A 23,533-nucleotide genomic window follows, 5' to 3' on the forward strand; every position below is an offset into this window, starting at 1 on the left:
ATCTTGGGAGGAAATTTCCATAAATTAGAAATTTATGGCAATGGTTCTGGAGTTGCTGTTCATAGTGGCAGACTATATTTAGATTTTATTGGTAGAGCTTTGGTTGCAGCAGCAGGACCTATGGGACCACCCATTGCTGGTGCTGGATTAATTTTGGCTTCTCGCAGCTTTGCGACAGCTTCTTTGTGCTTGAAAATTTTAGGCAGTTTTCTCCTATTTTCAGTCCTAGTTTGGGTGCGATCGCTATTTGGCATAGTCGCAATTAGTTTGCTGGGTTTAATTATTCTAGGTATTTCCCTCAAGGCTTCCAAATGGATAAGTAAGTCGGCACAATAAAACCAAACTATGTGAAGAAAAGTAAATAAGCCTAAAATCCTTGTTCCCCCTGCTCCCTGCTCCCTGCCCCCTGCCTTATCCAAACGATAATTTTTTACGCCGATCTACTTACAAGGGTTTGTCGTACAGTTTCTGGGCGTACAAGCTTGTATTAGTACATACCACCAACTGAATTATTTATTTAGTCCCAATGCTGGATCCCTTGGTTTATCCGATACTGCCCAAATTCAAAATCAATTGTTCTTACCTTATTGGTTTTGGGGAGGATTGATGGCGATCGCGTCTTTGGTGATTTTGGTACAAAGTCTCCGTATCGCATACCATAGCCATGCTGACTAATGAACAATCAAGACTTAGCTAGAAAATAGAGGTTAGGTGTTGAGGGTTGAGACATAGAGAAGAGGTATTTATGATGCTTCGCTTCAAGCTGCACTTTTCTTTAATGCCCATAGGGCTATATATTCTTGGTTGTGTACAAAAGTACAAAAGTACATGAGGGAATGACTTGAATCATTAGCCATTTGTCGACAATCGGATGGAATTAAAAAAATGAGCCATTATTCCCTCACGTTAAAATTACTTAAACTTATTTGTGTAAATATGTGATAATCTCCGAGAGGTTATGCTACATATCTAAAAAGTATTTTTTTTGACATTTATCATCTTTATATGAAGATAGATTACAATGCGAAATAATCAAATGTTAAAATCAATCAACTATCAAGTTGGTTCAAAAATATCATGCAAGTATAAATTCTATACTAGGGTTTCTCGCCGCTATTATGAATACTCAGGTTGATACTATTAATTTTACAAATAAGTCCCATAGTTTTGCTTTGCCAGAATGTATTGTTAAATGTAGTGCAACTACTTTCTTGACTAGTATCTTTACTACTACACTCATAGCTTTAGGAGCATCAGCTAATGCATTGCAAGTACAAATAAACCCCCCGAATCCCAAATTAGGGGATACACTCTCAGCAATCATTAATGTGGACAGTTCTAGCAGTAGTAGCGTTCCTCGAGTCACTCAAGGGGGTAAAACTTACCCAGCCTTTAAAATAGCTCCCAATACTTATAGAGTATTTATTCCTACAACACCTTTGCAGCGATCAGGGAAAAGAACCATTCGAGTGATGGCTGGTGGAGAACAGCGAAATTTGTTAGTACAAGTAGGCTGGCGCAGATTCTCCGTGCAGCGTATCACCCTCAGAGGTAACAAAGCCGGGTTACGTGCTACAGCCTATGAACTCAAACGAGTTAGGGAATTAAAAGCCTTAAAAACTCCCCAGAAATTTTGGAATGGTTCTTTCCTAAGACCAAGTAGGGGGAGGGTGAGTACAATTTATGGTGTACGTCGTTACTACAATGGCAAATTCGCCAAAAACTATTATCATCGTGGGGTTGATTATGCCGCGAGATCAGGTTCACCAATAATTGCTCCAGCTGCTGGTAGGGTAGTTTTAGTGGGAAAAGTATCCCAAGGTTTTCGAGTTCACGGTAATACTGTTGGTCTAGATCACGGTCATGGGGTGGTCAGTATTTTTCTGCACCTTAAACGTATTAACGTCAAAGAAGGTGATATTGTCAAAGCTGGTCAATTAATTGGCGGGGTTGGTTCTACTGGCGCTTCTACTGGTCCCCATTTACACTGGGGTTTATATGTCAACGGTCAAGCCGTTGATCCAGTTCCTTGGCGTTTTGATGGAGTAAAATAATCGACTTTTGTTTATTATTTGCTTCTGATTGGGCACAATAAATTCGATTAGTACAGTCTATACCTCACTTGGGTGGCTAAAAAAAATGAATGTTATGAGTATAGAAAAAATTGTTGAACAAGCTCTTCAGGATGGTTATTTGACACCATCTATGGAAACAGAAGTTGGACGCATTTGTGATAATGCATCTGAACTATCCCTAGAAGAGTATATGGCTCTCGATAGACTTATGGGAGCATTATTAACTGGTGAGGTAATTGCAGTACCTCGCAAACAGTTTATTAATGTGATGGAAGAATTAGTCTTGACAGAAGCGATCGCCAGGGTGGCAGAAATTGAAGCAACAAGCGAAACCAACATAGATATAGGGGATATTGCTGCTTATGCTCTCAATCGTCTACCACCTTTATATGCCACCACAGAAGAAGGTGCTAACTATCAACGTCAACGGGCTAAAGATGAACTCAGTGAGTTAATTGGTAGCCAAGTAGTTGAGGCGATTTCCCGTCACCTAGATCGCCCACAATTTTTCCCCGAACGCCAAGCTTTGGGTAAAAATAAAGGGGATGGAGTTCTTAGCCAAGTTAGTTCATTGCTCCAGGCTCATGCTCGTAATTTTGAGCAAACATCCCAATAGTGATTATAGCCATTGAGCATTGGTAGCTTAGGTAGCATGATGTTCTTCGCTTCCTTGCATTTATGTCTGCCTAATGTCTTCTATAATCAGCTAAGAATAAATTAGTTGATTATTGCTTTACTTCTACTTTTGTTCCCAAAGCTACATGATTATATAGCGAAACAACATCAGAATTACGCATTCTTAAACAGCCGTGAGAAACAGGATTTCCGACCACATCTGCATTTGGTGTGCCATGAAACCCTATGTGGCTATGTCCATCCGTCCAAAAACCAATCCATCGTAATCCTAATGGGCTGTTGGGACCAGCTGGAAATACTTGTCCTGTAATCGGATGTCGCCATGCAGGATTGTGTTGCATATGCATCACTTGAAATGCTCCTGTCGGTGTCTCCCAACCCTTTTTACCCACACCAATAGGATAGCTAGCAACCACAGTACTTTGACGATATACATAAACCCGGCGATCGCTTAGATCAACAACCAGATTGGGCTTTGCTCCTTGTAGGTTCCGGGATGAATTCTGTTTTCCTGTTGCTTGGGAGTTATGGCTCAGAAAAAATTGCTGTTTTGGTTTTGCTTGAGAGGATGAGAGTTGTACTTTTTTGCTCATTGGTACCTGAGAATGAGCATCAGCTTTCATGGAATTATTCAGCCGCCAATGTACAGCTAGAGATAAAGCAGATGTGGCAAAACAAAGCCACATTACTATTCGTGCTACAAATTCACTTTTTCCCATCGGTTTTTTCTATTATTTATCCCCAAAATGTTCAATAGTTAAATATCTAGTACCTCTGCGCGGAAGTCAAAAGTCAAAAGTCAGCCAACATTGTAGACGGTAAGCCATTGAGGTAGACGGTAAGCCATTGCGGTGGAAGGGTTCGCCGGCATAAAGCAACTGCAGTCAAATGGCGCAACCCGTAGAGCTTTCCCGTTACAGAGGACTGGTGTGCCTCTTGTCAGAGGATATTCCCCCAGGCGGAGTATATCGGAAGGGTGAACTCCCAAGGAATCAAAAGTCAAAAGTATTATTGTTTCGAGCTTTGGTATTTCATAAATAGTATGTTTATTTTCGTCCAACTGTACTAGTTATTAACTTGTTTGTTTGATAATTAGATTACTGTACACTATTATCGGTGGAGACGCTTATAGGGTAACTTTTTTATAGGCTTGTATTATCTCCTCACTGAAAATTTACACAATTTTTGTCATTCCCTTATTTATTTACTCTATTTCTAATGCACACTATAAATAGGGATTATAGCTATTCATGGGTAATGTTCGTAAACCCTTGGATAATTAATTTTGATTTTCTGGAACTTTCAGAGCTGCAAGAGCAATCATTTAATATGTGTGTGTGGGTGGGAGAAAAACTATGCTGGAAAAATTATTACTGGCAGTCACAATTACATTTTCGCTGAATCTTCTGTTACAGATAAAAGAGCCTAATCCTGACAATAACGGGGTTAATTACCGTCAAAATACAGAAAACGCCCCAACTCTTTTAGTATTAAGAAAAGATAAGTAAAATCCAGAATTGGCAAAAATACAGATTTTCTTCATATTTAGCCATGTTACTAATCTTAATTATTTGATTTTCTGATTATCTTCATAACTGAAGATTAATGCCTAAATTAAGATTAAATTAGTTGGACAAGCTAATAATACTCAACATTTATATGCAGTAATAAGGATTAGTTATTTATTACTGCTTTCAGAAAAATTAAAGCAATGTATCGTTTATAGATATCATTCGTAAATGTGATGGGTAATTTTTCACCCTAAGAAAGACTCTGATGTATAAAGTTTTTCTTAGGGATTTTCATTTTGCCTAGATAGATTTAGTTACATCCAAAAACATTGGCATGATGAAATTATGGCTATTTCTGTCACAAACTCATGATTTTGATTGAAGCTGTCAAGATTAGGTGTACAGTTTGATTTACTGCACACATCAAAGTGATATTGCTGTCATAAATTTTCTTTCCTATATTGAGGTGAGAATAATTAAATGCCTCTGTGTCAAGACTAGAGGGGAATGTGGAGATTGATTATGGGGGTCAAAGTATAGTTAAATGTTACAGTCGAAAATCCGTCACTTATATCAGGAACTTCTGGGTGATAAACATGTCTAATAAAAAGGGATCTTTTAAAGCCAGTACGATCTATGAGTCAATCGATTACTGTATCCTGGTCAACGTTTGATGCCAGACTTCCGGAAGCATCGGTGCAAGTTGACACAATTTCTAACCACGACCTGATTTTGCGCTGTCAAGTGGGACTGCGCCCGGATCGTGCTGCATTTGCAGAACTATTGCGCCGCTATCAATCTCAAGTGGATCGAGTGCTATATCACCTCGCTCCTGATTGGTCAGATAGAGCTGACCTAGCTCAAGAAGTTTGGATTCGTGTATATCGAAATATTAACCGATTACAAGAGCCTGCTAAGTTTAGAGGCTGGTTAAGTCGCATTGCTACTAACTTGTTCTACGATGAGTTACGCAAACGCAAGCGAGTTGCTAGTCCTTTATCTTTAGATGCTCCTCGGACGGTAGATGATGGTGAAATGGATTGGGAAATCGCTGGAGATACTCCCGGTCCAGAAGAAGCACTTACTACTAGAGAATTTTATGAGCAATTGAGAGAAGCAATAGCAGATCTACCAGAAGTATTCCGTACTACAATAGTTCTAAGAGAAATCGAAGGTTTGGCATATGAAGAAATTGCCGAAATTACTGGTGTTTCTCTGGGAACGGTCAAATCAAGGATTGCTAGGGCTAGATCCAGATTACAAAGCCAATTGCAAAATTATTTAGATGCATAGTTTCTTGTATATGGTTTTAGTTTCATGGCAGATTGTGTCACATTAATGAAATATAAGTTAAATAAATCTAGAGTGCTTCTGCCATTCAAAAAATTTGATCGAATTCCCGGTTTTTCCCCTGTCTTACCCGTGTAAGAATTGGTAATAATGTTAATATGACTACTGATTCTCAATTTCACAATCGCTCCTCCTGTCAAAACCATCAAGATATGGCAGACAGAAATACTACACATACCAATGAATTAACCGGTGTTATGGATAGGTCAAAGCGCGATCGCTTCGAGTTATTGAGTGCTTATCTAGACGGAGAAGTTACTGCCGTCGAACGTAAGCAAGTCGAAAAATGGCTTGCAGAGGATTCAACAGTACAGGGTTTATATGCCCGATTACTGAAAATTAGGCAAGGTATCCATAACTTACCAGTATCAAGGTCAGAAAGTTCAGAAGAAACGGTAAACAAGGTTTTTGCCCGTATACGACGGAAACGTTTCGCTATTATCGGTGGAGTCGCTGCTTGTGCAATCACTGCTATTACTGGATTAATTAGTGGCGAATCATCTATTCCCCAAATAGCGAACCAAAAACCGACAGAACAACCACAAGCGCAAACAATTCCAAAACCACCCTCTTCCCTGAAGGTGGCGATCAATGACCCGATTTTCCCCATTCCCAAGGCAATCAAAAGATTACGACCTAGAAATGGGGCAAAGGTCAAGCCAATCCGAACCTACTTAAATAGTGACATGATTCATTAATTGAGGTGATCATGTACCACTAACAGAATTACCCTATTGCTATGGTGGCGTTATTCCAATTCCGCTCCACCATCCATCGTCTTGGGTTTTTCCTCCTAATTGCTCAACCTTGTGCCTGGTCATTAAATATATCCAAGCTTCTGCCTGTTTTTTTCTTTGTAAGTCGAATATTTCAACTTGCTCTTGATTATACAGGTTATTGTTTTTTTGTCGAGAGGGGTGATAGCCCTCAAGGATATCTAGGTCGGATAAAACATTGGCATCACTAAATTCTAAGAGATAGCCGTATACTAGGTTATCTCCCACAGTCATTGCTGGATAGCCCGCAGGTAAAGAAAACAATTTACCATAGGCGATGGCTTGTTGGGCGCTGACTAATTTATTCGCGCAGTATTGTTGATGATATGCTTCTCCTGGCTTAAGGGTGCCGTAAACAAACACCTGTAGCTGACTAGAAAATTTTGCTTTTAATTCATTCATCAGTTTTTTTGAGCAACTGTTTTCTCTGCCTAGCATCTACAATATTGGGGCAGACAAGATTACAGTTCTAGTAGGAGTATTTTCGGTGGATTCCCGATACAACCCAGCAGAAATTGAGGAAAAATGGCAACAAGCATGGACTGAACAAGGCTTAGATAAAACCCCTATAGATAATCAAAAGCCTAAATTCTATGCCCTTTCCATGTTCCCCTACCCATCAGGCAGCCTACACATGGGGCATGTCCGTAATTATACAATAACCGATGTCATTGCCCGCCTCAAACGTATGCAAGGTTATCGGGTGCTACATCCAATGGGATGGGACGCTTTTGGTTTACCTGCAGAAAATGCTGCCATTGACAGAGGAATACCTCCAGCAAAATGGACGTATCAAAATATCGACCAGATGCGGCAGCAATTAAAGCGTCTGGGTTTGTCCATAGATTGGGACAAGGAAGTTGCTACCTGTTCTCCAGACTATTACAAGTGGACTCAGTGGATATTCTTGCAATTTTATGCCGCAGGTTTAGCTTACCAAAAAGAGGCTGCTGTTAACTGGGATCCTGTTGACCAGACTGTCTTGGCAAATGAACAAGTTGATAGTGAAGGCAGGGGTTTCCGTTCCGGTGCGAAGGTGGAGCGGAAACTATTGCGGCAATGGTTCCTCAAGATTACTGATTATGCTGAAGAATTATTAACTGACCTTGACAAATTGCCGGGATGGCCTGAGAGGGTGAAGTTGATGCAGGCAAATTGGATTGGTAAATCCACTGGGGCATATTTGGAATTTCCCGTTGTGGGGATGGATGAGAAAATTGGGGTTTATACTACTCGCCCAGATACAGTTTATGGGGTTAGTTATGTGGTGTTGGCACCAGAACATCCTTTGACAGCACAAGTCACCACAGCAGATAGAAAAGCAACTGTAGAAGCCTTTGTCCAAGAGGTGACTAATGAAAGTGAATTAGAACGAACAGCCGAGGATAAACCCAAGCGGGGTATTCCTACTGGTGGTAAGGCAATTAATCCCTTTACCGGTGAGGAAATTCCCATTTGGATTGCTGATTATGTACTGTATGAGTATGGTACAGGTGCAGTGATGGGTGTACCCGCCCACGACACCAGGGATTTCAAATTTGCCCAGGAACAGAATTTACCGATTCGGGTGGTGATTATCCCTGAAGATGGTGATCCATCGGTGGAATTAACTGCTGCTTACACCGAACCAGGAATTATGGTAAATTCCCAGCAGTTTGATGGCATGGCTTCTGGTGATGGGAAGCAAGCCATAATTGAATTTGCCCAGCGGCAAGATTTTGGTAAAGCACGGGTACAATATCGCTTGCGGGATTGGTTGATTTCCCGACAAAGATATTGGGGAGCGCCAATTCCCATTATTCATTGTCCTAATTGTGGCTCGGTTCCCGTTCCCGATGCTGATTTACCCGTACAATTGCCAGAAAATGTGGAATTTACTGGGCGAGGAACTTCTCCCTTAACCCAGCTAGAAAGTTGGCTGAATGTACCTTGTCCTAGTTGTGGGACTCCAGCCAAGCGAGAAACCGACACAATGGATACCTTTATTGATTCTTCCTGGTATTTCTTGCGCTATGCCGATGCTGAAAATGATCAACAGGTATTTGATTCTGATAAGGTAAATGATTGGTTGCCAGTGGATCAATATGTGGGGGGAATCGAACACGCGATTTTGCATCTGTTGTATTCTCGCTTCTTTACTAAAGTATTGCGAGATAGGGGTTTATTCAACTTTGATGAACCCTTTCAACGGTTGTTAACTCAAGGTATGGTACAGGGTTTAACTTACAAAAATACTACAACTGACAAGTATATTCCCTCGAAAAAAGTTGATCCCAAAAATCCAGTGGATCCCGATACTGGGGAAGAATTGAAGGTTTTCTATGAAAAGATGTCCAAATCTAAATATAATGGCATCGAGCCAGAGGAAGTTTTGGGTAAATATGGTGTAGATACAGCCCGGATGTTTATCCTGTTTAAAGCACCCCCAGAGAAGGACTTGGAATGGGAAGATGCGGATGTTGAAGGGCAATTCCGCTTTTTAAACCGAGTATGGCGATTAGTAACGGATTTTGCTAGTCAACAACCATCATCACCAAAAAAACAATCCCAAAATCCCCAATCCAAAATTGAAAAGGATTTACGCAGAGCTATTCACACTGCAATTAAAGAAGTCAGCGAAGATTTAGAGGGCGACTATCAATTTAACACTGCCATTTCCGAGTTGATGAAATTAAGTAACGCCATCACCGATGCTAAATGCAAAGATTCACCAGTATATGCAGAAGGTATTCGGACTTTGGTATTGTTGCTAGCACCCTTTGCTCCCCATATAACCGATGAATTGTGGCATATGTTGGGTAACACCAATTCTGTTCACAGTCAAAATTGGCTGAATTACGAACCAGAGGCATTAGTTGCTGATGAGATTACCTTGGTAATTCAAATTATGGGTAAAACTCGCGGTGCGATTCAAGTCCCCTCCAGCAATGATAAAGCCACCTTGGAAAAATATGCTCGGGAATCTGAGGTTGCCCAACGTTATATCGAAGGTAAGGAAATTAAAAAGGTGATTGTTGTACCTGGGAAGCTAGTTAATTTTGTCATCGGGTAAAATTATTCCACCGTACCCACATACTCGGTGATAAGATTTACCGTCACTAGTCAACTATCAATGACTAGTGACACAATACCAGTAATTTTTGAGCAATGACTCATAAAGAACACGAAAAAGCACTTGAAGCTTTTCTTGCACCCAAGCACTCTTCCGTAAAAAAGAACACCAATCCACTAGTTTGATGCAACATTTGAAATCCGCAATACCTGAGTTTTATAGGGATTACGAAAATAATCAGTAACAAACAGGTTGTGAAGTGGTATCACTCCTTGCACAGATCAAGAATATCGTTTTTACAATTGTTCGGGGAATCTGGTGAGTGACAGTTTATAAACTGACACTCGTATAACCGAGTAGAAGAGAGTATTCAATGTATCTTAATTTACGTAAATCTCGCTCTTGACTACATAACCAAGATGGTATAAGAACATGCTGGTACTTGTTTGATACTAAGTTAACCTGAGTTCGGGATAAGCTCAAACCCTGATTATATCGTTACCTGATTTTGGTCTTCATAAACGTGTTTGCGTTGTTTCAGGCATTAATCATCCTCTCAAAGTGAAATAAAGCTCCTTAACCCGAACTGAGGTTAAGTTACATTCTGTTGTAGTAGTTCTAGTTGGTGAGATTATTTCCTTCCGCTCTGCGACCGTCGCAATGACAAAATACTATCTTTGAAAGCAACTTGGTATGAGCTGTCATTTTTGGTGAGCAAGTCTTTTGAGTATGGGGGTTTGATTTTCTTTTAAATCAATCAGCTGGGAGCAGCCTAGCTCAAAAGCAAATTCCACATCTTCCCCAGCTGCTAAAGCATCGTAAAATGCAATAGAGAAATTAATTGCTGCTTGATCTCCAATTGCCCAATTCATGCCAATTACATAATTAATATGTTGGCTAATAGCCTCTGCTTGCACCTCTGAGTAACAAGCATTGAGCACTACACAGTCTAATCCCTTCTTAGCGAACAGCTTAAACAGACTTGACAAAGTACCTGTTTGCACAAAAGCTGTTTGTCCTGTTTCATCTTCTAGAAAAATACCATTTTCCCCTTCACCATGTCCGCAGAAATGAACTATTTGGGGGTGAGTATCTAGCATTGCGCGGTAGAAGTCTTGGTGACGCACCGCTAACTTCATCTCTAGTTTGAATTGATCCCGCTTGTTAGCACGTCGCAATGCTTCGTCAATTTCTCGAATTTCTTCTTCTAGCCTTAGTCTGGAAGTATTTTGAGGATTTGCTGCCAAAATTAAAATTGTTTTGACATCTGAACTATCCTTGACTAACTGTTGCTGATATTCTGATGGCTGTTGTTGATTTAATTGTGCAATTTCCTGGGTAGTTTTATCCCGTTCTGCTTCGGCTTCCTGAATTTGTTTTTCTAAGTAAGTCGGCACAATAAAACCAAACTATGTGAAGAATAGTAAATAAGCCTAAAACCCTTGTTCCCCCTGCTCCCTGCTCCCTGCCCCCTGCCTTATCCAAACGATAATTTTTTACGCCAACCTACTTAGTTGGAAAATAACTGCTGCATTTGTTGCGATCGCTTTAGCTGTTCGCAGACGAATTATCTTTTCTTCTAGTAAATTAGAAAGTTTTTGTAGTTCGTTGAGTTGTTGCTGTGAGGACATTTGTTATTTTATCAAGCCTTGAAAATCCCTAAATTGTATCTGGATCAATATTTAATTCTCTTAACTTCGCAGCCAATCTTTCTGCTCTCTCTTGGGCATATTCTGCTAGATGCAGTTCTGTTTCCAAGGGGGGTTCATCGCTATATAAATCACCTGCTGGGGGAAAAATAACATCTTGGGTGATGTTTTGGGGAGTGTCTACTTCTTTGGCGAGGGACATAGTTGGGGATGAGACTGTGAGGGTTTTATGGGTTTATTGTAACGCCCGTCATGATCGCAACGGGTGGTAACTCAGCATTTGATGTTGTATCGGGTGCCCACTGATTTGGAGTTGTTGATGGGGATTTTGATTAATTCGTAATTCGTAATTCGTAATTAAGGGAACACCAAAAAATAAATGATCCTGTAGGGGCACGGCATCGACAACATAGCCGGTTTGCCAAAAATATGAAGCACGCCGTGCCCTGAATATGAATATTCCACCTGGGTCAACAATGAGTTGTGGGCACGGCGATATTCAGCCAATCGCATCTGGGTGAAGATTGTGGATGCCGTGCCCCTACCAACTCTGTGCCCTATTTTTGAAAAAAATTTTTTCTGCCGAAGGCGGAAGAGGAAAAAGTAAAGAAGTGTAAAGGGTAAAAGAAAAAAGTATAAAGGGCTACTTAATAGTCCTCCCGAACGCGCAGACCACACGAAAACCAATAAGGCTGAAGAGGTCGTCGCGCCACGCCCTAACGACGTCGTCGCGGTACGCCGAGCGGCAAATCTTAGGATTGCCGAACCAGGAGCCGCCCCGCAGAATTGGATAAATATTATCATTATCAATCCATGCACTACCATCTGTAGGTGCGCCATTGTAATTACGATGCCAAGTATCTTGACACCACTCCCACAAATTCCCATGCATATCATATAAACCAAAAGCATTGGGTGGGAATTTTCCTACTTCTGTTGCCTCTTTCCGAAAAATTCCTTTTGGTGCAGAAGCGTAAGTATAATTTCCGTTGTAGTTAACTAAATCAGTGGTAATAGTCTCGCCAAAGTAAAAGGGTGTAGTAGTTCCAGCACGACAGGCATATTCCCATTCTGCTTCGCTGGGTAACCTATAGGTACGTCCTGTCTTTTGACTCAGCTTTTGACAAAATTTCACTGCATCATTCCAAGATACTCGTTCCACAGGTCGCTTTTCCTCTTTTAAATAGGAATGATTTTTACCCATAATTGCCTTATATTGCTCTTGGGTAACTACATACCTCCCCATGAAGAAAGGTTGAATGGTAACAGTATGTTGGGGGCTTTCATAGTTACTTCGTCCTTCTTCCCTACCCTCTGAACTCACCGTAAATCCTAATAATTTTCTTGTTGGCTTTCCTTTCGGTGAACCCATTGTAAAAGTTCCCTCTGGTATCTGTACCATCTCCAAGGTGACACCATTGCCCAAGTCTTCCACAAAGTATTTTGCTTCACAGTTGCGGTGGTTGGTGATGTTTCCCCGTGCATCAACAGTGACAGTTTCAAATGAAAAGGTTTTTAAACCTAAAGCCTGAAAAACCTCACTTTGATTTGGCTTTATCTGTTCGGGTACAGGTAAACTGACTCCTTCAACCTGTATCTGCTTTCTTCCTTTCAGCACTTCCCCAAACTCAGCTTTTGCAGCTGACAAATTACCACGGGCAAACTTCCCCATCCCACGGGCGTAAATTAGTAGGGGTTGGAATTCAGCTAATGGTTCTGCAAATGTTTCCGTCAATGATGCCATTCGCAGCAATTCTGCTGATTCCTGCTCATCTAATTCCGAGAATGCCAATGCGAGTTCACGAGCTGCCTTACTAGGTTGGGTGTATGCTAAAGCTATCCATTGCTGAGTTTTGGCAAAATCTTGAATGTCAGGATCATGACTCTGAAGCTGCTTCTGGACATATTCCAGCAAAAAGTCTGACAGTTGATTAATTCGCTGTTTCCCGAAGTGTTCATCTGACTGCAATTTCCCTAGCAGTTCATTTCGCACTGCCAAATCCATCTCATAAAGTTCATGCCCCACTTCATCACATAGACCTGAAAGTAACAAATCCGCTACCCCTATCCAAGGGATGCCCAGCACTTCACCGTGAATATCCTTCTGGAAATTAGCCCACAAACCATACAACAAATCTGGTGTCAGTGCTAAGGGAAAAGCAGCGTGATAAGCTAAATACAGATGGGGTTCTCCAAAGCATTTTGTAAAAGATTCGATACGTCCTTGGGCAACTTTAGGTCTGATTTTGCTCATTTTCCGCGCCCTTCAAAATTTGTAGGTCGTCCGCGCAGCACACTAATAGCATCCTGCAAACCTGCTCGACTGACTTCAAACATGGGGACGAGGCGGACAATTTTATCTGCTGTTGTACCAAACCACCGCTTTCTCGGCATGGGATTTAGCCAAGCAATATAACGTACCTGTTGTTGCAACTGAGCAAGAAATTCCTTAGTTAATTTGTAACGTTCCTCACTATAGCCCCTACGGGCAGCACCAGCATCACTGAAAATTAACACAGCCGTCTGCTCAGAGCAAACATGGGTAACAATATCGCTGACTAATTCCCCTTGCTGATGATAGGGGTCACGGTAGAGATATTCAACAGGGCAATTGTGAAAATAGTAAATCCCAGCACTGCCCAAACGACCCCCTCGCAAGGCTGTTTCTGCCAATCGATGTGATAGGGTATGAAAAGGAACCATTGAGCCATCCTGGTCAATTAGTAACAGCAATTCTGCCCGGTTTACTCGCGGTGGAACTAACACAGGTTCCAGCAATATACCTTTGTGTCCAATTTGGTTGACCGTGGCTTCCACATCCAACTCTGTAGCTTTTCCCTCACGTACTGGACGGCGTAAGTAGCGCCACATCTGCTTCATTTGTCTTTGGGTAATAGGAAAAAAATCCCTGGTTAAATGCTTATTGGTAGCTCGCAATACTGATTTAACTACTTGTATCTCATCTTCTCTTGTCTGTATTAATTTTGAGGTTACACGAGAAGCAGGCAGATTTGGAGTTGCTTCCTCAACAAAGGTATTATCTCCAACAGGCTGTTGAGTCATCCTTTCTGAAGCTAGAGCAGGAGCGAGGTCACTCGGAGTTGAATCTTTCGGAGCAAAGTTTTTGTAATCATTGTACTGTTCGGCGTTGCGCTTAGCTATCCATCGAAAAATTAGATATCCAGTACTCAATGCTGCGACTGATAGCAAACTCCAAATAATCAAATTTGATTGAGTTCCTTCTTGCTTCGGCTTTGTTATGTGAGTTGGTGTTGGTGTTGGTGTTGGTTTTTGTGTCGATGTTTGCTGTTGTTGGCTGAGTACAATACCCCAGACAATGCCAACTCCTAGAATACTCAGAGTTACGTAGGTAATAATCTGAGAACTTTTATAATGACCAGATTGCTTAGGCAATTTTTCCTCGGTTGGTACAGCAGTCTTACTCTTTACTTCTGAAATTTGAACAACGGACTCACTTTTCACCTCTGGAATTGGGACAAAAGTATTGCTGTTTGTTTCCGAGGTTGAAACAACAGCCTCACTACCCATCACTTGTTCAAAGTGATACTCTAATACGGCTTTCCCCTCAGCAGACTTAACCCATAAAGTCTGACACAAACGTTTCAATGTAACTTTATCAGCAATCCCAAAACCACCTTGCAAAGACTGCAAAAGTAACTGATATTCATCAATACCCAGTACTAAACCTGCTTCCCGTAGCCTGGTGAAGAGTTCCTGTAGAGGTAGTTCATTCATTTGCATGACTAGTTTATGACTCCTCCAACTTTTTCCCCTATTAAAGAGTTTAAGAGCTCTTCAAATAACGTACATGATCTTGCCAACTCTTCAACAACACCCCAGCATAGGGCAATTTACCATCCAATTTTGCCAAAACCTCATCTTCTGGATACCTCCGCAAAACCCGAAACCAATCAATTAACTCACTGGTGCTTACCTTCTTCTCCATTTCCCCCTTATCTCTCCCCATTTCTTCCCGCAGCTTCAAAAAGCGAATCACAGCTTGAGCTACTAACTGCTGCTGGGAATTAGGGAAATGAACATTAATAATTTCTATCAACCGTTCAGGACTGGGAAATTCCACGTAGTGAAACAAGCATCGCCGCAAGAATGCATCTGGTAAATCCTTTTCGTCATTGCTGGTAATAAAAACTATCGGTGCTGCTTTTGCGGGAATTTCCTCTCCAGTTTCCTCAACAATAAACTTTTGCTGGTCAAGTTCCAATAACAAATCATTGGGAAAGTCAATGTCCGCTTTATCAATTTCATCTATCAGCACCACCGTGCGCTGACTGTTCTGAAAAGCACGTCCCAGTGGTCCCCATTGTACGTAGGTAGCGGGATTGCTAATACGAGGTATATCCTCATCTTTAATTATCCGCCCTGCGGCGGCAAGTTGGGCATCCCGCAAGCGAGTCACCGCATCATAGGTATACAAACCATCCTTTGCTTGACTGGTAGACTTGATATACCAAGGTTGAAATGGCAAACCCAATTCATAAGCTACAGCACCCGCCAACCTGGTTTTGCCACATCCCGGTTCACCTTTGAGTAGTAAAGGACGTTCTAGGTAAATAGCCAGGTTTACAGCTTCTATTAGTTCTTCATAGGGTAAATAAGGATACAATAACTGCCCATTGGCATCTCGTTCTCCCCACTGAGGCTGCACCTTGCCAGTATATTCAAGTTGTTTGTGACTCAGTATTTCAGCCATCTGTCCTTCTCTTCATACCAATTGCAGCCGCATAGGTGACAAATTTCTGACATTGCTAATTCTGGTATCCCATTCTCACTATTATCTAATATTTCCCGGACTAGTTCATCCTCCGTATCATTAATCGCTTCTACAAGGGGCAATGTATCAAATTCCATCTCTATTGTCTCAATCCAATTAGTTAATGTGCGATCGCAAAATTGAGTAATCGATGGTAATTTAATCGGAATTTTCGGTTCCCAGGTTGGCTCCAGTTTTTCCACAAATAAGTTATTTTGTGTACCCACACGACCTTCATAATCGACCAAAAACATCAGTAGCTGGTAATTTTGTGTTTCAGATATAACCTCTCGCGCTTGATTTGCCAATGGTAGCCAAAAATCCTGAATTAGCTCTTGTAAATACTCCTGTGGCATACAATCGACATCATGAAAAACTAGGATCACATTTTGAGTTTGCCACCATCCATAAACTCGCTCAACAATCTCTGAAGGTGTGTGTTGTTTTCCGACTAAACCCACTCTACCAGCAAGTTCTCGCCATAAAGCACTAATATCCCTTCTGCGTCCGATGCGATCGAGTTGAACTCGTATCATCTTACCTGTAGTGCCATAGCGAATATGCTGAGTTATTAATCTATTTAGTAACCAACGTTGTCCGTAATCTGGCAAGCCCTGAATTAGGAAAGCTTTAATTGATTGGGCTTTGAGAAATTTTTTAAATGATAGTACTTGTTGACGATAACCAAGTTTTAATAATGCATGGTATAAATCACAACTAGCAGTTGATGTATTTTGATTATCAATTTCTTGTTTTATAAGATCCCGTTCTGCTTCTGCTTCCTGAATCTGCTTTTCCACTTTAAAAATAGCTAAAGCATCTGTCTCAGTAACCTTAGCTACTCGCAAGCACATTATCTTTTCTTCTAGCAAATCCAGTAGTTTTTGCAGTTCCTCACCTTTGTTCATGTGGATTTGTGACGGAGGGGGAATAGTGTTTAGCTACAATATCACAATGGGAAATTCCTGTCTTTCTGCGTATAAGTAACTAGTTTTTATGTTGATTTTCTTTGTTTCAGTAATTTAATCTCAGTATATCACCTATAATTTCTCAACTTCTCTCACATCATTTGTGACAAGTTAAAAGCATAATGTATTTTGTCAATACCTCGAAAGTATAGAAATAATATGTAGTTTAATTTTAAAATCTAAAATTGTATGACCATAACAAATTTGAGTAATAAAATTGGGTAATGCCAAAAAAGCAAAAATTTCCCCACTTGTTGGGTTCTAAATGGACAGCACAGCAAAAAGTAGATGGATGGCGACATTTTCAAGTCGTTAACCGCAAAAATCAAGGAAAGTGGGTATATGCGGAAATGGTTTCTGCTTGTGACTCCCAGGTGCGTTTCTGGATGAATGCTAAATTATTGAATGATTGTTCTCAATGGCAAGCAGGTTGGCAACCACTACAATCAATTGAAGATCACTGATTATAGGGATTACACTGATTTCACTGATTCAACATATTCGTATAAATTCTGTCAAGGATTAAGATTAACAGTTATATATTTATTTTCTCCGCCATAAACCCTGGATAAAATTAAATACTGTGACAATTTTTTCTTCCAACCACAACATACCGTTATCTAACCATTGTAAAACTCTCTCTAGGGGGTGTTGAGCATAACCAACTATTTTGGCTTGGGTGTCTATAAAGTCTGGGTTGGTTTCGAGTTGGTTGTTTGTGGTATTTAGCTCAGATAAGGAGGAGGTGTCATTTTCTGCTGTTGTTGTGGCGGTTATATTGACGCTTGGTGGTTGCTGGTTGACTAATTCACTATCTGGTTGTGGCTGTTGTAAAAACTGCTGGTAGCGTTTCAGCCAATTTTGCGGAGGATTTTTTGATGTCCTAGGAACATCACTACTTGTTTCTGCTTTTTCTTCCTCTGCTGTTGTTTCCTGGGAATCACCAAATAAATCACTGAGGGTAAGCCACGGATCTGCAATTTCCTGACTTTCTAGGTTTGGGGGTGAAGATTTTGGGGAGGGAAGAGAAGTGGAAGGTATTTCTTCGATAGTATTTATACGTAATCGACCTGTATTATTTTGATTGCGATCAAATAAAAAGTTCAGTGCAGTGACAATTAATTTTTGTAATTCATTTTTTTGGTCTTTTTCAGCCGTATTTGCTGCTTGTTCACCATAAACAAAGATTTTGAACTGGGTTTGTATCAATGCTAAGAATCCTCCGCTAGCTTGAGAGACTGGTACTAAAGCGTTGGATTCAAATTTTGCGATCGCTGTGTCAAAAAATGCGATCGCTCCTTTGGGGCTAGGTACTATTTGTGTCTCAATTCCAATTTCTTCATTTTCAGCAGAGCTAGGGAGTGATGGATTGAGATTCCCTTGAGTATCAATTAATTCCTGTTTTTGAATCTCAGTGTATTCTGGAGTAACTGATGAGTTATCTGGATTTTTTCCTGGCTTCAGTCTTTTCCCACGGGACTCAATAACTTTCCGCATCATTAGCACGGCGGAATGCAGTAGTGCCTCTAGGGACCAATTGGCGTTAACTTTAACATGACGAGCAGTACGTTGAATTTTTTCACTCCAACGTCGTTTTTGCTGATGAAAAAAGTTAAACAGTCGGCTTTGATATCGTTCGGAGTCGGTGAAAGGCATGGTAGTGGGTTCTGATGCAGATGTTGTTTGTGTGTGAGACTCCCGCTACACAATCAGAAAAATTGGTAAATCTAGCAATCAATAAATTAAGTTTTAACACCTAGTAAAGTCAAGATGTTAAAGTATTTTTGATTCTGTGAGTGCAATATTGATCTAAAAAATCAAAATACATCAGGATTAGAATCTGATTTTAGCGAAAATAATCCCCAAAAGTAATCCGTATCTGGAAAAAATAAATTCCATACCCAAGTCTCTGGGAGAAACTGTTAGCGCAGCTCCTCCGCAGGAGGCTAACTGATAACTGATAACTGGTAACTGAAATGAATATCCCGGTATCACCAGCACATACGCAAATTATCTCAGATGCCATTGAAAGGTTACACTCTTACAACCAGGCTGATATTTCCTCTGGTTGGCGATGTTGTGCAGATGATTTAGAAATTACTCATATTACAGCAGCTAATGTTGCTAGTTGGAATCTATCTCAACTTAATGCCAAGGGAAATATTGCTTGGGCTGGGGGCAGAAAAGTTATCTGGTTGGGGCAAAATATAGTCATTCCCTCTAATTTACATGGTTATCAGCTAACTGGTTTATCTGTACGCTTGGCTTTGGTTTGGTGGGCGGAAAATGCCCAAGTCTATGTCAATGGAGAGTTAGCAGCCGAGGGAGATTTATTTGATTTTTCCCCCAGGGTGTTACTTAGTAAAGGGGTGAATCCAGGGGATGAATTTACTGTCACCCTGCGCTTGGTAAGTCCAGGACATTGTGATGGAGCTTTGTTCAGTTCCCATTTAGTTTATGAATCTACTGACAATAATCTCCCTGAACCAGGGTTTGTAGCTGATGAGCTGGCGGTACTCAAACAGTATCTGGAAACATTTGCACCAGAAAAGTTATATATTTTAGCCACAATTGTAAAGGAGATGGATGGTGCAGGTTCATCAACCGCAGAAATCGATCGCTCATTAACTTTACTACGCGATCGCTTAATCCAAGGAAAAATTTTCCATCCCCAATCAAAAATCTATCTTTTGGGTCATGCACATTTAGACATGGCATGGTTATGGCGGGTAAGTGAAACTTGGAAAGCAGCCGAAAATACTTTTGAGTCAGTACTACAACTACAAAAAGACTTCCCAGAGCTGATGTTTTGCCATTCTACCCCGGCTCTTTATGCATGGGTAGAAAAACATCGTCCCGATTTATTTGCGCGGATTCAGGCTGCTATCAAAGCCGGTATTTGGGAAGTAGTAGGTAGTTTTTGGATAGAACCAGATTTGAATTTAATCTCTGGGGAATCTATTGTTCGTCAATTACTTTACGGACAACGCTATGGGATGGAAAAATTCGGCAAACTATCCACGGTGGTATGGGTACCCGATAGTTTTGGCTTTTGTTGGACTTTACCCCAATTTCTTCAGCAGGGAGGGGTGGAATATTTTGTCACCCAAAAACTGCGCTGGAATGATACTAACAGATTTCCCCACGGATTTTTCTGGTGGCGATCGCCTGATGGTAGTCAAGTATTGAGTCTCATGTCTGCTCCCATTGGTGAAGGTATTGATCCTGTGAAAATGGCAGCATATGACTGTGAATGGCAGACTCAAACAGGATTAAAATCATCCCTGTGGCTAGCAGGTGTAGGGGATCATGGCGGTGGGCCTACCCGTGATATGTTAGAAATTGCCCGCCGTTGGCAAAACTCTGCTTATTTACCACCCATAGAATTTACCACCGCCGAAAAATATTTACGACAAATAACACCAACCCAAAATATTCTCACGAATACAAACGGCAAAGAAAACAAATCTCTCCTCACTCCTTCACTCTCCCACTCTCCCACTCCTTCACTCTCCCACTCTCCCACTCCCCCACTCCCTCACTCCCTCACTCCTTCACTCCCCACTCTCCCCACATGGGACGACGAGTTATACCTAGAATTCCATCGCGGATGCTACACCAGCCATGCAGACCAAAAACGCTGGAATCGAAAATGTGAAAATCTTTTATATCAAGCGGAATTATTTGCTTCCTTCGCCACCATTACCAGTGGTATCACATACCCCAAGGCAGAACTAGAAACAGCTTGGAAACAAGTATTATTTCAACAATTTCATGATATTCTTCCTGGCTCCTCCATCACCGAAGTTTACCAAGATGCCTTACCAGAATGGCAACAAGTGGAGCAGGTTGGTATAGAAATTTTACAACAATCTTTAAGTGCGATCGCATCTCAAATTAGTTTCCCAGAACCACCACACCCCAATAGTTTTCCTGTAGTCGTTTTCAATGCTCTCAATTGGCAGCGTTCTGAGGTAGTTGCTGTTTCCTTACCTGAAATTCCAGCAACCCAAACAGAGTGGCAAATTCTTGATACCTCTGGACAACCTCAACCAACTCAAATAGGAGCGGGTGGCAAACTATTATTTTTAGCAAAAAACATTCCTGCTGTGGGATACCATCTTTTTTGGCTATCTCCCCTAGAAATAAAAACAGACAATACAAACCCGTATTATAAAAATACCAAATTAGAATTATCAACGCAAGCAGAAATTTCTGTTCCTATGTTGACCTTAGAAAATGAATATTTGCGAGCGATCGTTGACGAGGAAACGGGGAACTTAGCAAGTGTATTTGACAAAGTTAATCAAAGGGAAATAATTACCAATCCAGGAGGTAACCAACTACAGGCATTTCAAGATAGCGGACAATACTGGGATGCATGGAACATAGACCCACACTATCAAAACAATCCCCTACCATCAGCAGCACTACAATCCATTGAAGTATTGGAAAGGGGTTGTGTACAAACTCGAATCAGAGTCATAAGAACAATAGGTAAATCAGATTTTAGCTGCGATTACATCCTGCAATCTGCATCACCCATTTTAAAAATTGCTACAACCGTTGATTGGCAAGAATCCCAAGTTTTAGTCAAAGCAGCATTTCCCTTGAATATCCAAGCAGAATTTGCCACCTATGAAATTCCCTGCGGAACCATTCGCCGTTCTACCAAACCTCAAACCCCAGAAGAAAAAGCCAAGTGGGAAGTACCAGCTTTACGATGGGCAGACTTGACTGCAGAAGACAGACAATCCCTATCGGAAATCCCAACCGATTATGGTGTCAGCCTAATCAACGATTGTAAATATGGTTATGACAGCCATCCCAATCAACTCAGACTAACCTTGTTAAGAAGTCCAAATTGGCCGGATTTTGAAGCAGACAAAGGTAGCCATGAATTTACCTATGCCATATATCCCCATGCTGGTAATTGGCAAACAGCCCAAACCGTTAGACGAGGTTATGAGTTGAATGTACCATTGCAAACAGTGATCAATCCCAGATTTGATGCTGATTCGACTTTGTCCCAGCCAAAGGATAAAAGGACTTTATCCCCCATAGCTAAATTATTGGATTTATCAGCAGACAATTTAATTTTGATGGCATTTAAGCAAGCAGAAGAAAATAGCCAGCAATGGATTCTGCGTTGCTACGAATGCCAAGGAGAAACAGCAGAATTGAGTTTGCAGAGCGATTTGGGACTGAGCATAGTTAATTCTGTAGATTTGTTAGAGCGTTCTTTATCTGAGCCAGAAAATTTACCAGCAAGGCAAAGTATCACAATCAAACCTGGGAAAATAGCCAGCTTTAACCTGGAGTAGGGAGTAGGGAGTGGGGAATGGGGAATAGTTTCATCCCCTATTTTTTTACACTTTCTTCAGAGAAAACAGCCTAAAAGCATTGATAAATCAATATTTTATAGTTATTCCACAAACCCTAATTGAAAGATAAAGATATTTGGAGAGCAGAAAAAACCGAGAAATTGATTTCCTTCCCTCCATAACTCCATCACTCCATCACTCCTTCCTAATCTTCATGATCCTCAAAAGGATCACTCAGTTCCTTAGACGGGGGTCCAAAAGACGTATAGATGGATAGTACAGTGACTACGATCAAGACGGCACAGACAGAAATGCTAAGAACTGTTGCGGGTTCCATATTTTCCATAATAAAAAAATTGATTATGAGTAGTATTCTTATAGAATATTACAGAAGATTACAAAATGCTTTGGTAATTAGTCTTAAGGTGAAATATGGCACAAAGGACTTGGTTAGGAGATATCCTCAGACCCCTAAATTCTGAATATGGTAAAGTCTCTCCTGGTTGGGGTACAACCACACTCATGGGAACTTTTATGCTTTTATTCTTTGTTTTTCTGTTGATTATTCTACAAATCTATAACAAGTCACTCATACTTGATGGTGTACCTGTAGGTTGGTAGAGTTTGGGTAAATAGCATTAATTAGCTTACCTAAATATATTTATTCTATAACCCGGCTTGTCCGGGTTTTTTCAACTCTCCTCTGGTACACATGTGGACACAGGATATAATGGGTTCCTGCTCCACATCACTCCCTTGAGTAAACACCGTCCATAAATATCTAGATAAAGCTACCCAAAGGTAGACAGATCTAGACAAATACGTTTACGGTCTAAGTCCAAAGTTCTAAAACTACATTGACAATGGATTTAATGAAATGGCACAAAGCACTGATATACTAATAAGGTAATGTATAAATATTTGTCTAATATTACTGATTTCTAGACATCCCAATCATTCCCTTTCTTTTCCATGAGTTGATTTAAGATTGTACGTCCTTGGGGATTGACGACTGTGAGACGGATAAAGTCAGGATCTTGTGGCTGATGGGCAATGATGTAATTGTAATTATTATTTCTAAAGGTATAAGTATAACGTTGTTTGTTACCTGAGATTGTAGGATTTTTCAATTCCAGAGAAGAACCATTTTTCCTATTTAGACCCTGATATGTATAAGCACCAAATTCATCTAATTTCAGCCAAATAACCCATTGCTGATTTGCATTCATGAAAGCTCCTGTTGGGCGATTAAAATCTGTAGGCATTGCCGATGCAGTTTTAGGATTGAGAGAAACATCTGTAATTGCAGGAGTTCCTAAACCGAGGATAGATACTAAGGCAATAGCTTTGATATTCATAAGATTTGACCCTTTTATTTGATGCGTCTTTGTCTATGAATG

20 protein-coding genes and 2 pseudogenes are annotated in these 23,533 nt (G+C 40.7%); 10 read left to right on the top strand and 12 right to left on the bottom strand.

Features of this window, described 5'->3' with window-relative positions; translation table 11 throughout:
* From CALSC_RS27580 to CALSC_RS18410, 3 genes and pseudogenes are all read left to right on the top strand, one after another.
* Positions 1-675, top strand: a pseudogene (locus CALSC_RS27580) (M50 family metallopeptidase); the annotation flags it as partial.
* Between the two features lie 443 nt (positions 676-1,118).
* Positions 1,119-2,054, top strand: coding sequence for a M23 family metallopeptidase (locus tag CALSC_RS18405; protein WP_088242748.1), 936 nt, complete (start codon positions 1,119-1,121; stop codon positions 2,052-2,054).
* An 85-nt stretch (positions 2,055-2,139) separates the two neighbouring features.
* Entirely contained in the window at positions 2,140-2,691 is a 552-nt protein-coding gene (locus tag CALSC_RS18410) for a late competence development ComFB family protein (protein WP_235006844.1), read from the top strand.
* Between the two features lie 109 nt (positions 2,692-2,800).
* Here CALSC_RS18410 and CALSC_RS18415 read toward each other — a convergent pair whose 3' ends face one another.
* A complete protein-coding gene (locus CALSC_RS18415) occupies positions 2,801-3,430 on the bottom strand; it encodes a L,D-transpeptidase (protein ID WP_088242749.1) in 630 nt (209 codons plus the stop codon).
* Positions 3,431-4,066: 636 nt separating this feature from the next.
* Here CALSC_RS18415 and CALSC_RS27585 point away from each other — a divergent pair.
* From CALSC_RS27585 to CALSC_RS18425, 3 genes are all read left to right on the top strand, one after another.
* Positions 4,067-4,219 carry a hypothetical protein gene (locus tag CALSC_RS27585; RefSeq protein WP_235006845.1) on the top strand — a complete coding sequence of 51 codons (153 nt, stop codon included), beginning with the start codon at positions 4,067-4,069 and terminating at the stop codon, positions 4,217-4,219.
* 639 nt (positions 4,220-4,858) lie between these two features.
* The gene (locus CALSC_RS18420) at positions 4,859-5,515 is read left to right on the top strand and encodes a sigma-70 family RNA polymerase sigma factor (protein ID WP_088242750.1); all 657 of its coding nucleotides are present in this window, start codon (positions 4,859-4,861) and stop codon (positions 5,513-5,515) included.
* Positions 5,516-5,670: 155 nt separating this feature from the next.
* A complete protein-coding gene (locus CALSC_RS18425; RefSeq protein WP_088242751.1) occupies positions 5,671-6,270 on the top strand; it encodes an anti-sigma factor family protein in 600 nt (199 codons plus the stop codon).
* A 39-nt stretch (positions 6,271-6,309) separates the two neighbouring features.
* On the opposite strand, the gene CALSC_RS18430 is transcribed toward CALSC_RS18425, so the two are convergent.
* Complete coding sequence (locus CALSC_RS18430; protein WP_088242752.1) at positions 6,310-6,750, bottom strand: gamma-glutamylcyclotransferase family protein; 441 nt, start codon at positions 6,748-6,750, stop codon at positions 6,310-6,312.
* A gap of 85 nt (positions 6,751-6,835) precedes the next feature.
* Between CALSC_RS18430 and leuS the strand changes: the two genes are divergently transcribed.
* A complete protein-coding gene (gene leuS, locus CALSC_RS18435; protein WP_200817683.1) occupies positions 6,836-9,400 on the top strand; it encodes a leucine--tRNA ligase in 2,565 nt (854 codons plus the stop codon).
* A 701-nt stretch (positions 9,401-10,101) separates the two neighbouring features.
* On the opposite strand, the gene CALSC_RS18440 is transcribed toward leuS, so the two are convergent.
* The 7 genes and pseudogenes from CALSC_RS18440 to CALSC_RS18465 all read right to left on the bottom strand — a co-directional run bounded on the left by CALSC_RS18440 (position 10,102) and on the right by CALSC_RS18465 (position 16,749).
* Positions 10,102-10,797: a CHAT domain-containing protein gene (locus tag CALSC_RS18440; RefSeq protein ID WP_235006846.1), complete on the bottom strand. Its 696-nt coding sequence runs from the start codon at positions 10,795-10,797 to the stop codon at positions 10,102-10,104.
* 99 nt (positions 10,798-10,896) lie between these two features.
* A complete protein-coding gene (locus CALSC_RS27910; RefSeq protein ID WP_268807223.1) occupies positions 10,897-11,031 on the bottom strand; it encodes a hypothetical protein in 135 nt (44 codons plus the stop codon).
* A gap of 100 nt (positions 11,032-11,131) precedes the next feature.
* Positions 11,132-11,251: pseudogene (locus CALSC_RS26010) on the bottom strand (Uma2 family endonuclease); the annotation flags it as partial.
* Between the two features lie 441 nt (positions 11,252-11,692).
* Positions 11,693-13,303 (bottom strand): formylglycine-generating enzyme family protein, encoded by a 1,611-nt coding sequence (locus CALSC_RS18450; RefSeq protein WP_088242755.1) that lies wholly within the window; start codon positions 13,301-13,303, stop codon positions 11,693-11,695.
* Positions 13,300-14,811: a hypothetical protein gene (locus CALSC_RS18455; RefSeq protein ID WP_235006847.1), complete on the bottom strand. Its 1,512-nt coding sequence runs from the start codon at positions 14,809-14,811 to the stop codon at positions 13,300-13,302. Before CALSC_RS18455 ends, CALSC_RS18450 begins: the two co-directional genes overlap by 4 nt.
* A gap of 43 nt (positions 14,812-14,854) precedes the next feature.
* Complete coding sequence (locus CALSC_RS18460; protein ID WP_088242756.1) at positions 14,855-15,781, bottom strand: AAA family ATPase; 927 nt, start codon at positions 15,779-15,781, stop codon at positions 14,855-14,857.
* A complete protein-coding gene (locus tag CALSC_RS18465; RefSeq protein WP_088242757.1) occupies positions 15,766-16,749 on the bottom strand; it encodes a hypothetical protein in 984 nt (327 codons plus the stop codon). The genes CALSC_RS18460 and CALSC_RS18465 overlap by 16 nt, the downstream gene beginning before the upstream one ends.
* 284 nt (positions 16,750-17,033) lie before the next feature.
* On the opposite strand from CALSC_RS18465, the gene CALSC_RS18470 reads away from it, so the two are divergent.
* Complete coding sequence (locus CALSC_RS18470) at positions 17,034-17,273, top strand: TIGR02450 family Trp-rich protein (protein WP_088242758.1); 240 nt, start codon at positions 17,034-17,036, stop codon at positions 17,271-17,273.
* A gap of 79 nt (positions 17,274-17,352) precedes the next feature.
* Here the strand turns inward: CALSC_RS18470 and CALSC_RS18475 are convergent, their stop codons facing one another.
* A complete protein-coding gene (locus CALSC_RS18475; protein WP_088242759.1) occupies positions 17,353-18,465 on the bottom strand; it encodes a hypothetical protein in 1,113 nt (370 codons plus the stop codon).
* Between the two features lie 320 nt (positions 18,466-18,785).
* Between CALSC_RS18475 and CALSC_RS18480 the strand changes: the two genes are divergently transcribed.
* Positions 18,786-22,133, top strand: a complete 3,348-nt coding sequence (locus tag CALSC_RS18480) for an alpha-mannosidase (protein ID WP_088242760.1) — start codon at positions 18,786-18,788, stop codon at positions 22,131-22,133.
* 205 nt (positions 22,134-22,338) lie between these two features.
* Here CALSC_RS18480 and psbN read toward each other — a convergent pair whose 3' ends face one another.
* Positions 22,339-22,470 (bottom strand): photosystem II reaction center protein PsbN, encoded by a 132-nt coding sequence (gene psbN, locus CALSC_RS18485; protein ID WP_088242761.1) that lies wholly within the window; start codon positions 22,468-22,470, stop codon positions 22,339-22,341.
* A gap of 95 nt (positions 22,471-22,565) precedes the next feature.
* On the opposite strand from psbN, the gene psbH reads away from it, so the two are divergent.
* Positions 22,566-22,754 carry a photosystem II reaction center phosphoprotein PsbH gene (gene psbH, locus CALSC_RS18490; protein ID WP_088242762.1) on the top strand — a complete coding sequence of 63 codons (189 nt, stop codon included), beginning with the start codon at positions 22,566-22,568 and terminating at the stop codon, positions 22,752-22,754.
* A gap of 320 nt (positions 22,755-23,074) precedes the next feature.
* On the opposite strand, the gene CALSC_RS18495 is transcribed toward psbH, so the two are convergent.
* On the bottom strand, positions 23,075-23,491 hold the full coding sequence (locus tag CALSC_RS18495) for a hypothetical protein (RefSeq protein ID WP_088242763.1): 417 nt from the start codon (positions 23,489-23,491) through the stop codon (positions 23,075-23,077).
* Between the last annotated feature and the right edge of the window lie 42 nt (positions 23,492-23,533).

Origin of the sequence: Calothrix rhizosoleniae SC01 (genome assembly GCF_900185595.1) — a bacterium.
Classification (GTDB): Bacteria; Cyanobacteriota; Cyanobacteriia; order Cyanobacteriales; family Nostocaceae; genus Calothrix_A; species Calothrix_A rhizosoleniae.

Bases quoted from the DNA above. Each gene is read 5' to 3' on its own strand.
- CALSC_RS18405 (WP_088242748.1), top strand. From the start codon at position 1,119: ATGAATACTCAGGTTGATACTATTAATTTTACAAATAAGTCCCATAGT.
- psbH (WP_088242762.1), top strand. From the start codon at position 22,566: ATGGCACAAAGGACTTGGTTAGGAGATATCCTCAGACCCCTAAATTCT.
- CALSC_RS18430 (WP_088242752.1), bottom strand. From the start codon at position 6,750: ATGAATGAATTAAAAGCAAAATTTTCTAGTCAGCTACAGGTGTTTGTT.
- psbN (WP_088242761.1), bottom strand. From the start codon at position 22,470: ATGGAACCCGCAACAGTTCTTAGCATTTCTGTCTGTGCCGTCTTGATC.
- CALSC_RS18495 (WP_088242763.1), bottom strand. From the start codon at position 23,491: ATGAATATCAAAGCTATTGCCTTAGTATCTATCCTCGGTTTAGGAACT.
- CALSC_RS18420 (WP_088242750.1), top strand. From the start codon at position 4,859: ATGAGTCAATCGATTACTGTATCCTGGTCAACGTTTGATGCCAGACTT.
- CALSC_RS18410 (WP_235006844.1), top strand. From the start codon at position 2,140: ATGAATGTTATGAGTATAGAAAAAATTGTTGAACAAGCTCTTCAGGAT.
- CALSC_RS18460 (WP_088242756.1), bottom strand. From the start codon at position 15,781: ATGGCTGAAATACTGAGTCACAAACAACTTGAATATACTGGCAAGGTG.
- CALSC_RS18470 (WP_088242758.1), top strand. From the start codon at position 17,034: ATGCCAAAAAAGCAAAAATTTCCCCACTTGTTGGGTTCTAAATGGACA.
- CALSC_RS18415 (WP_088242749.1), bottom strand. From the start codon at position 3,430: ATGGGAAAAAGTGAATTTGTAGCACGAATAGTAATGTGGCTTTGTTTT.
- CALSC_RS18475 (WP_088242759.1), bottom strand. From the start codon at position 18,465: ATGCCTTTCACCGACTCCGAACGATATCAAAGCCGACTGTTTAACTTT.
- CALSC_RS18465 (WP_088242757.1), bottom strand. From the start codon at position 16,749: ATGAACAAAGGTGAGGAACTGCAAAAACTACTGGATTTGCTAGAAGAA.
- CALSC_RS27910 (WP_268807223.1), bottom strand. From the start codon at position 11,031: ATGTCCTCACAGCAACAACTCAACGAACTACAAAAACTTTCTAATTTA.
- CALSC_RS27585 (WP_235006845.1), top strand. From the start codon at position 4,067: ATGCTGGAAAAATTATTACTGGCAGTCACAATTACATTTTCGCTGAAT.
- CALSC_RS18455 (WP_235006847.1), bottom strand. From the start codon at position 14,811: ATGCAAATGAATGAACTACCTCTACAGGAACTCTTCACCAGGCTACGG.
- CALSC_RS18425 (WP_088242751.1), top strand. From the start codon at position 5,671: ATGACTACTGATTCTCAATTTCACAATCGCTCCTCCTGTCAAAACCAT.
- CALSC_RS18450 (WP_088242755.1), bottom strand. From the start codon at position 13,303: ATGAGCAAAATCAGACCTAAAGTTGCCCAAGGACGTATCGAATCTTTT.
- CALSC_RS18480 (WP_088242760.1), top strand. From the start codon at position 18,786: ATGAATATCCCGGTATCACCAGCACATACGCAAATTATCTCAGATGCC.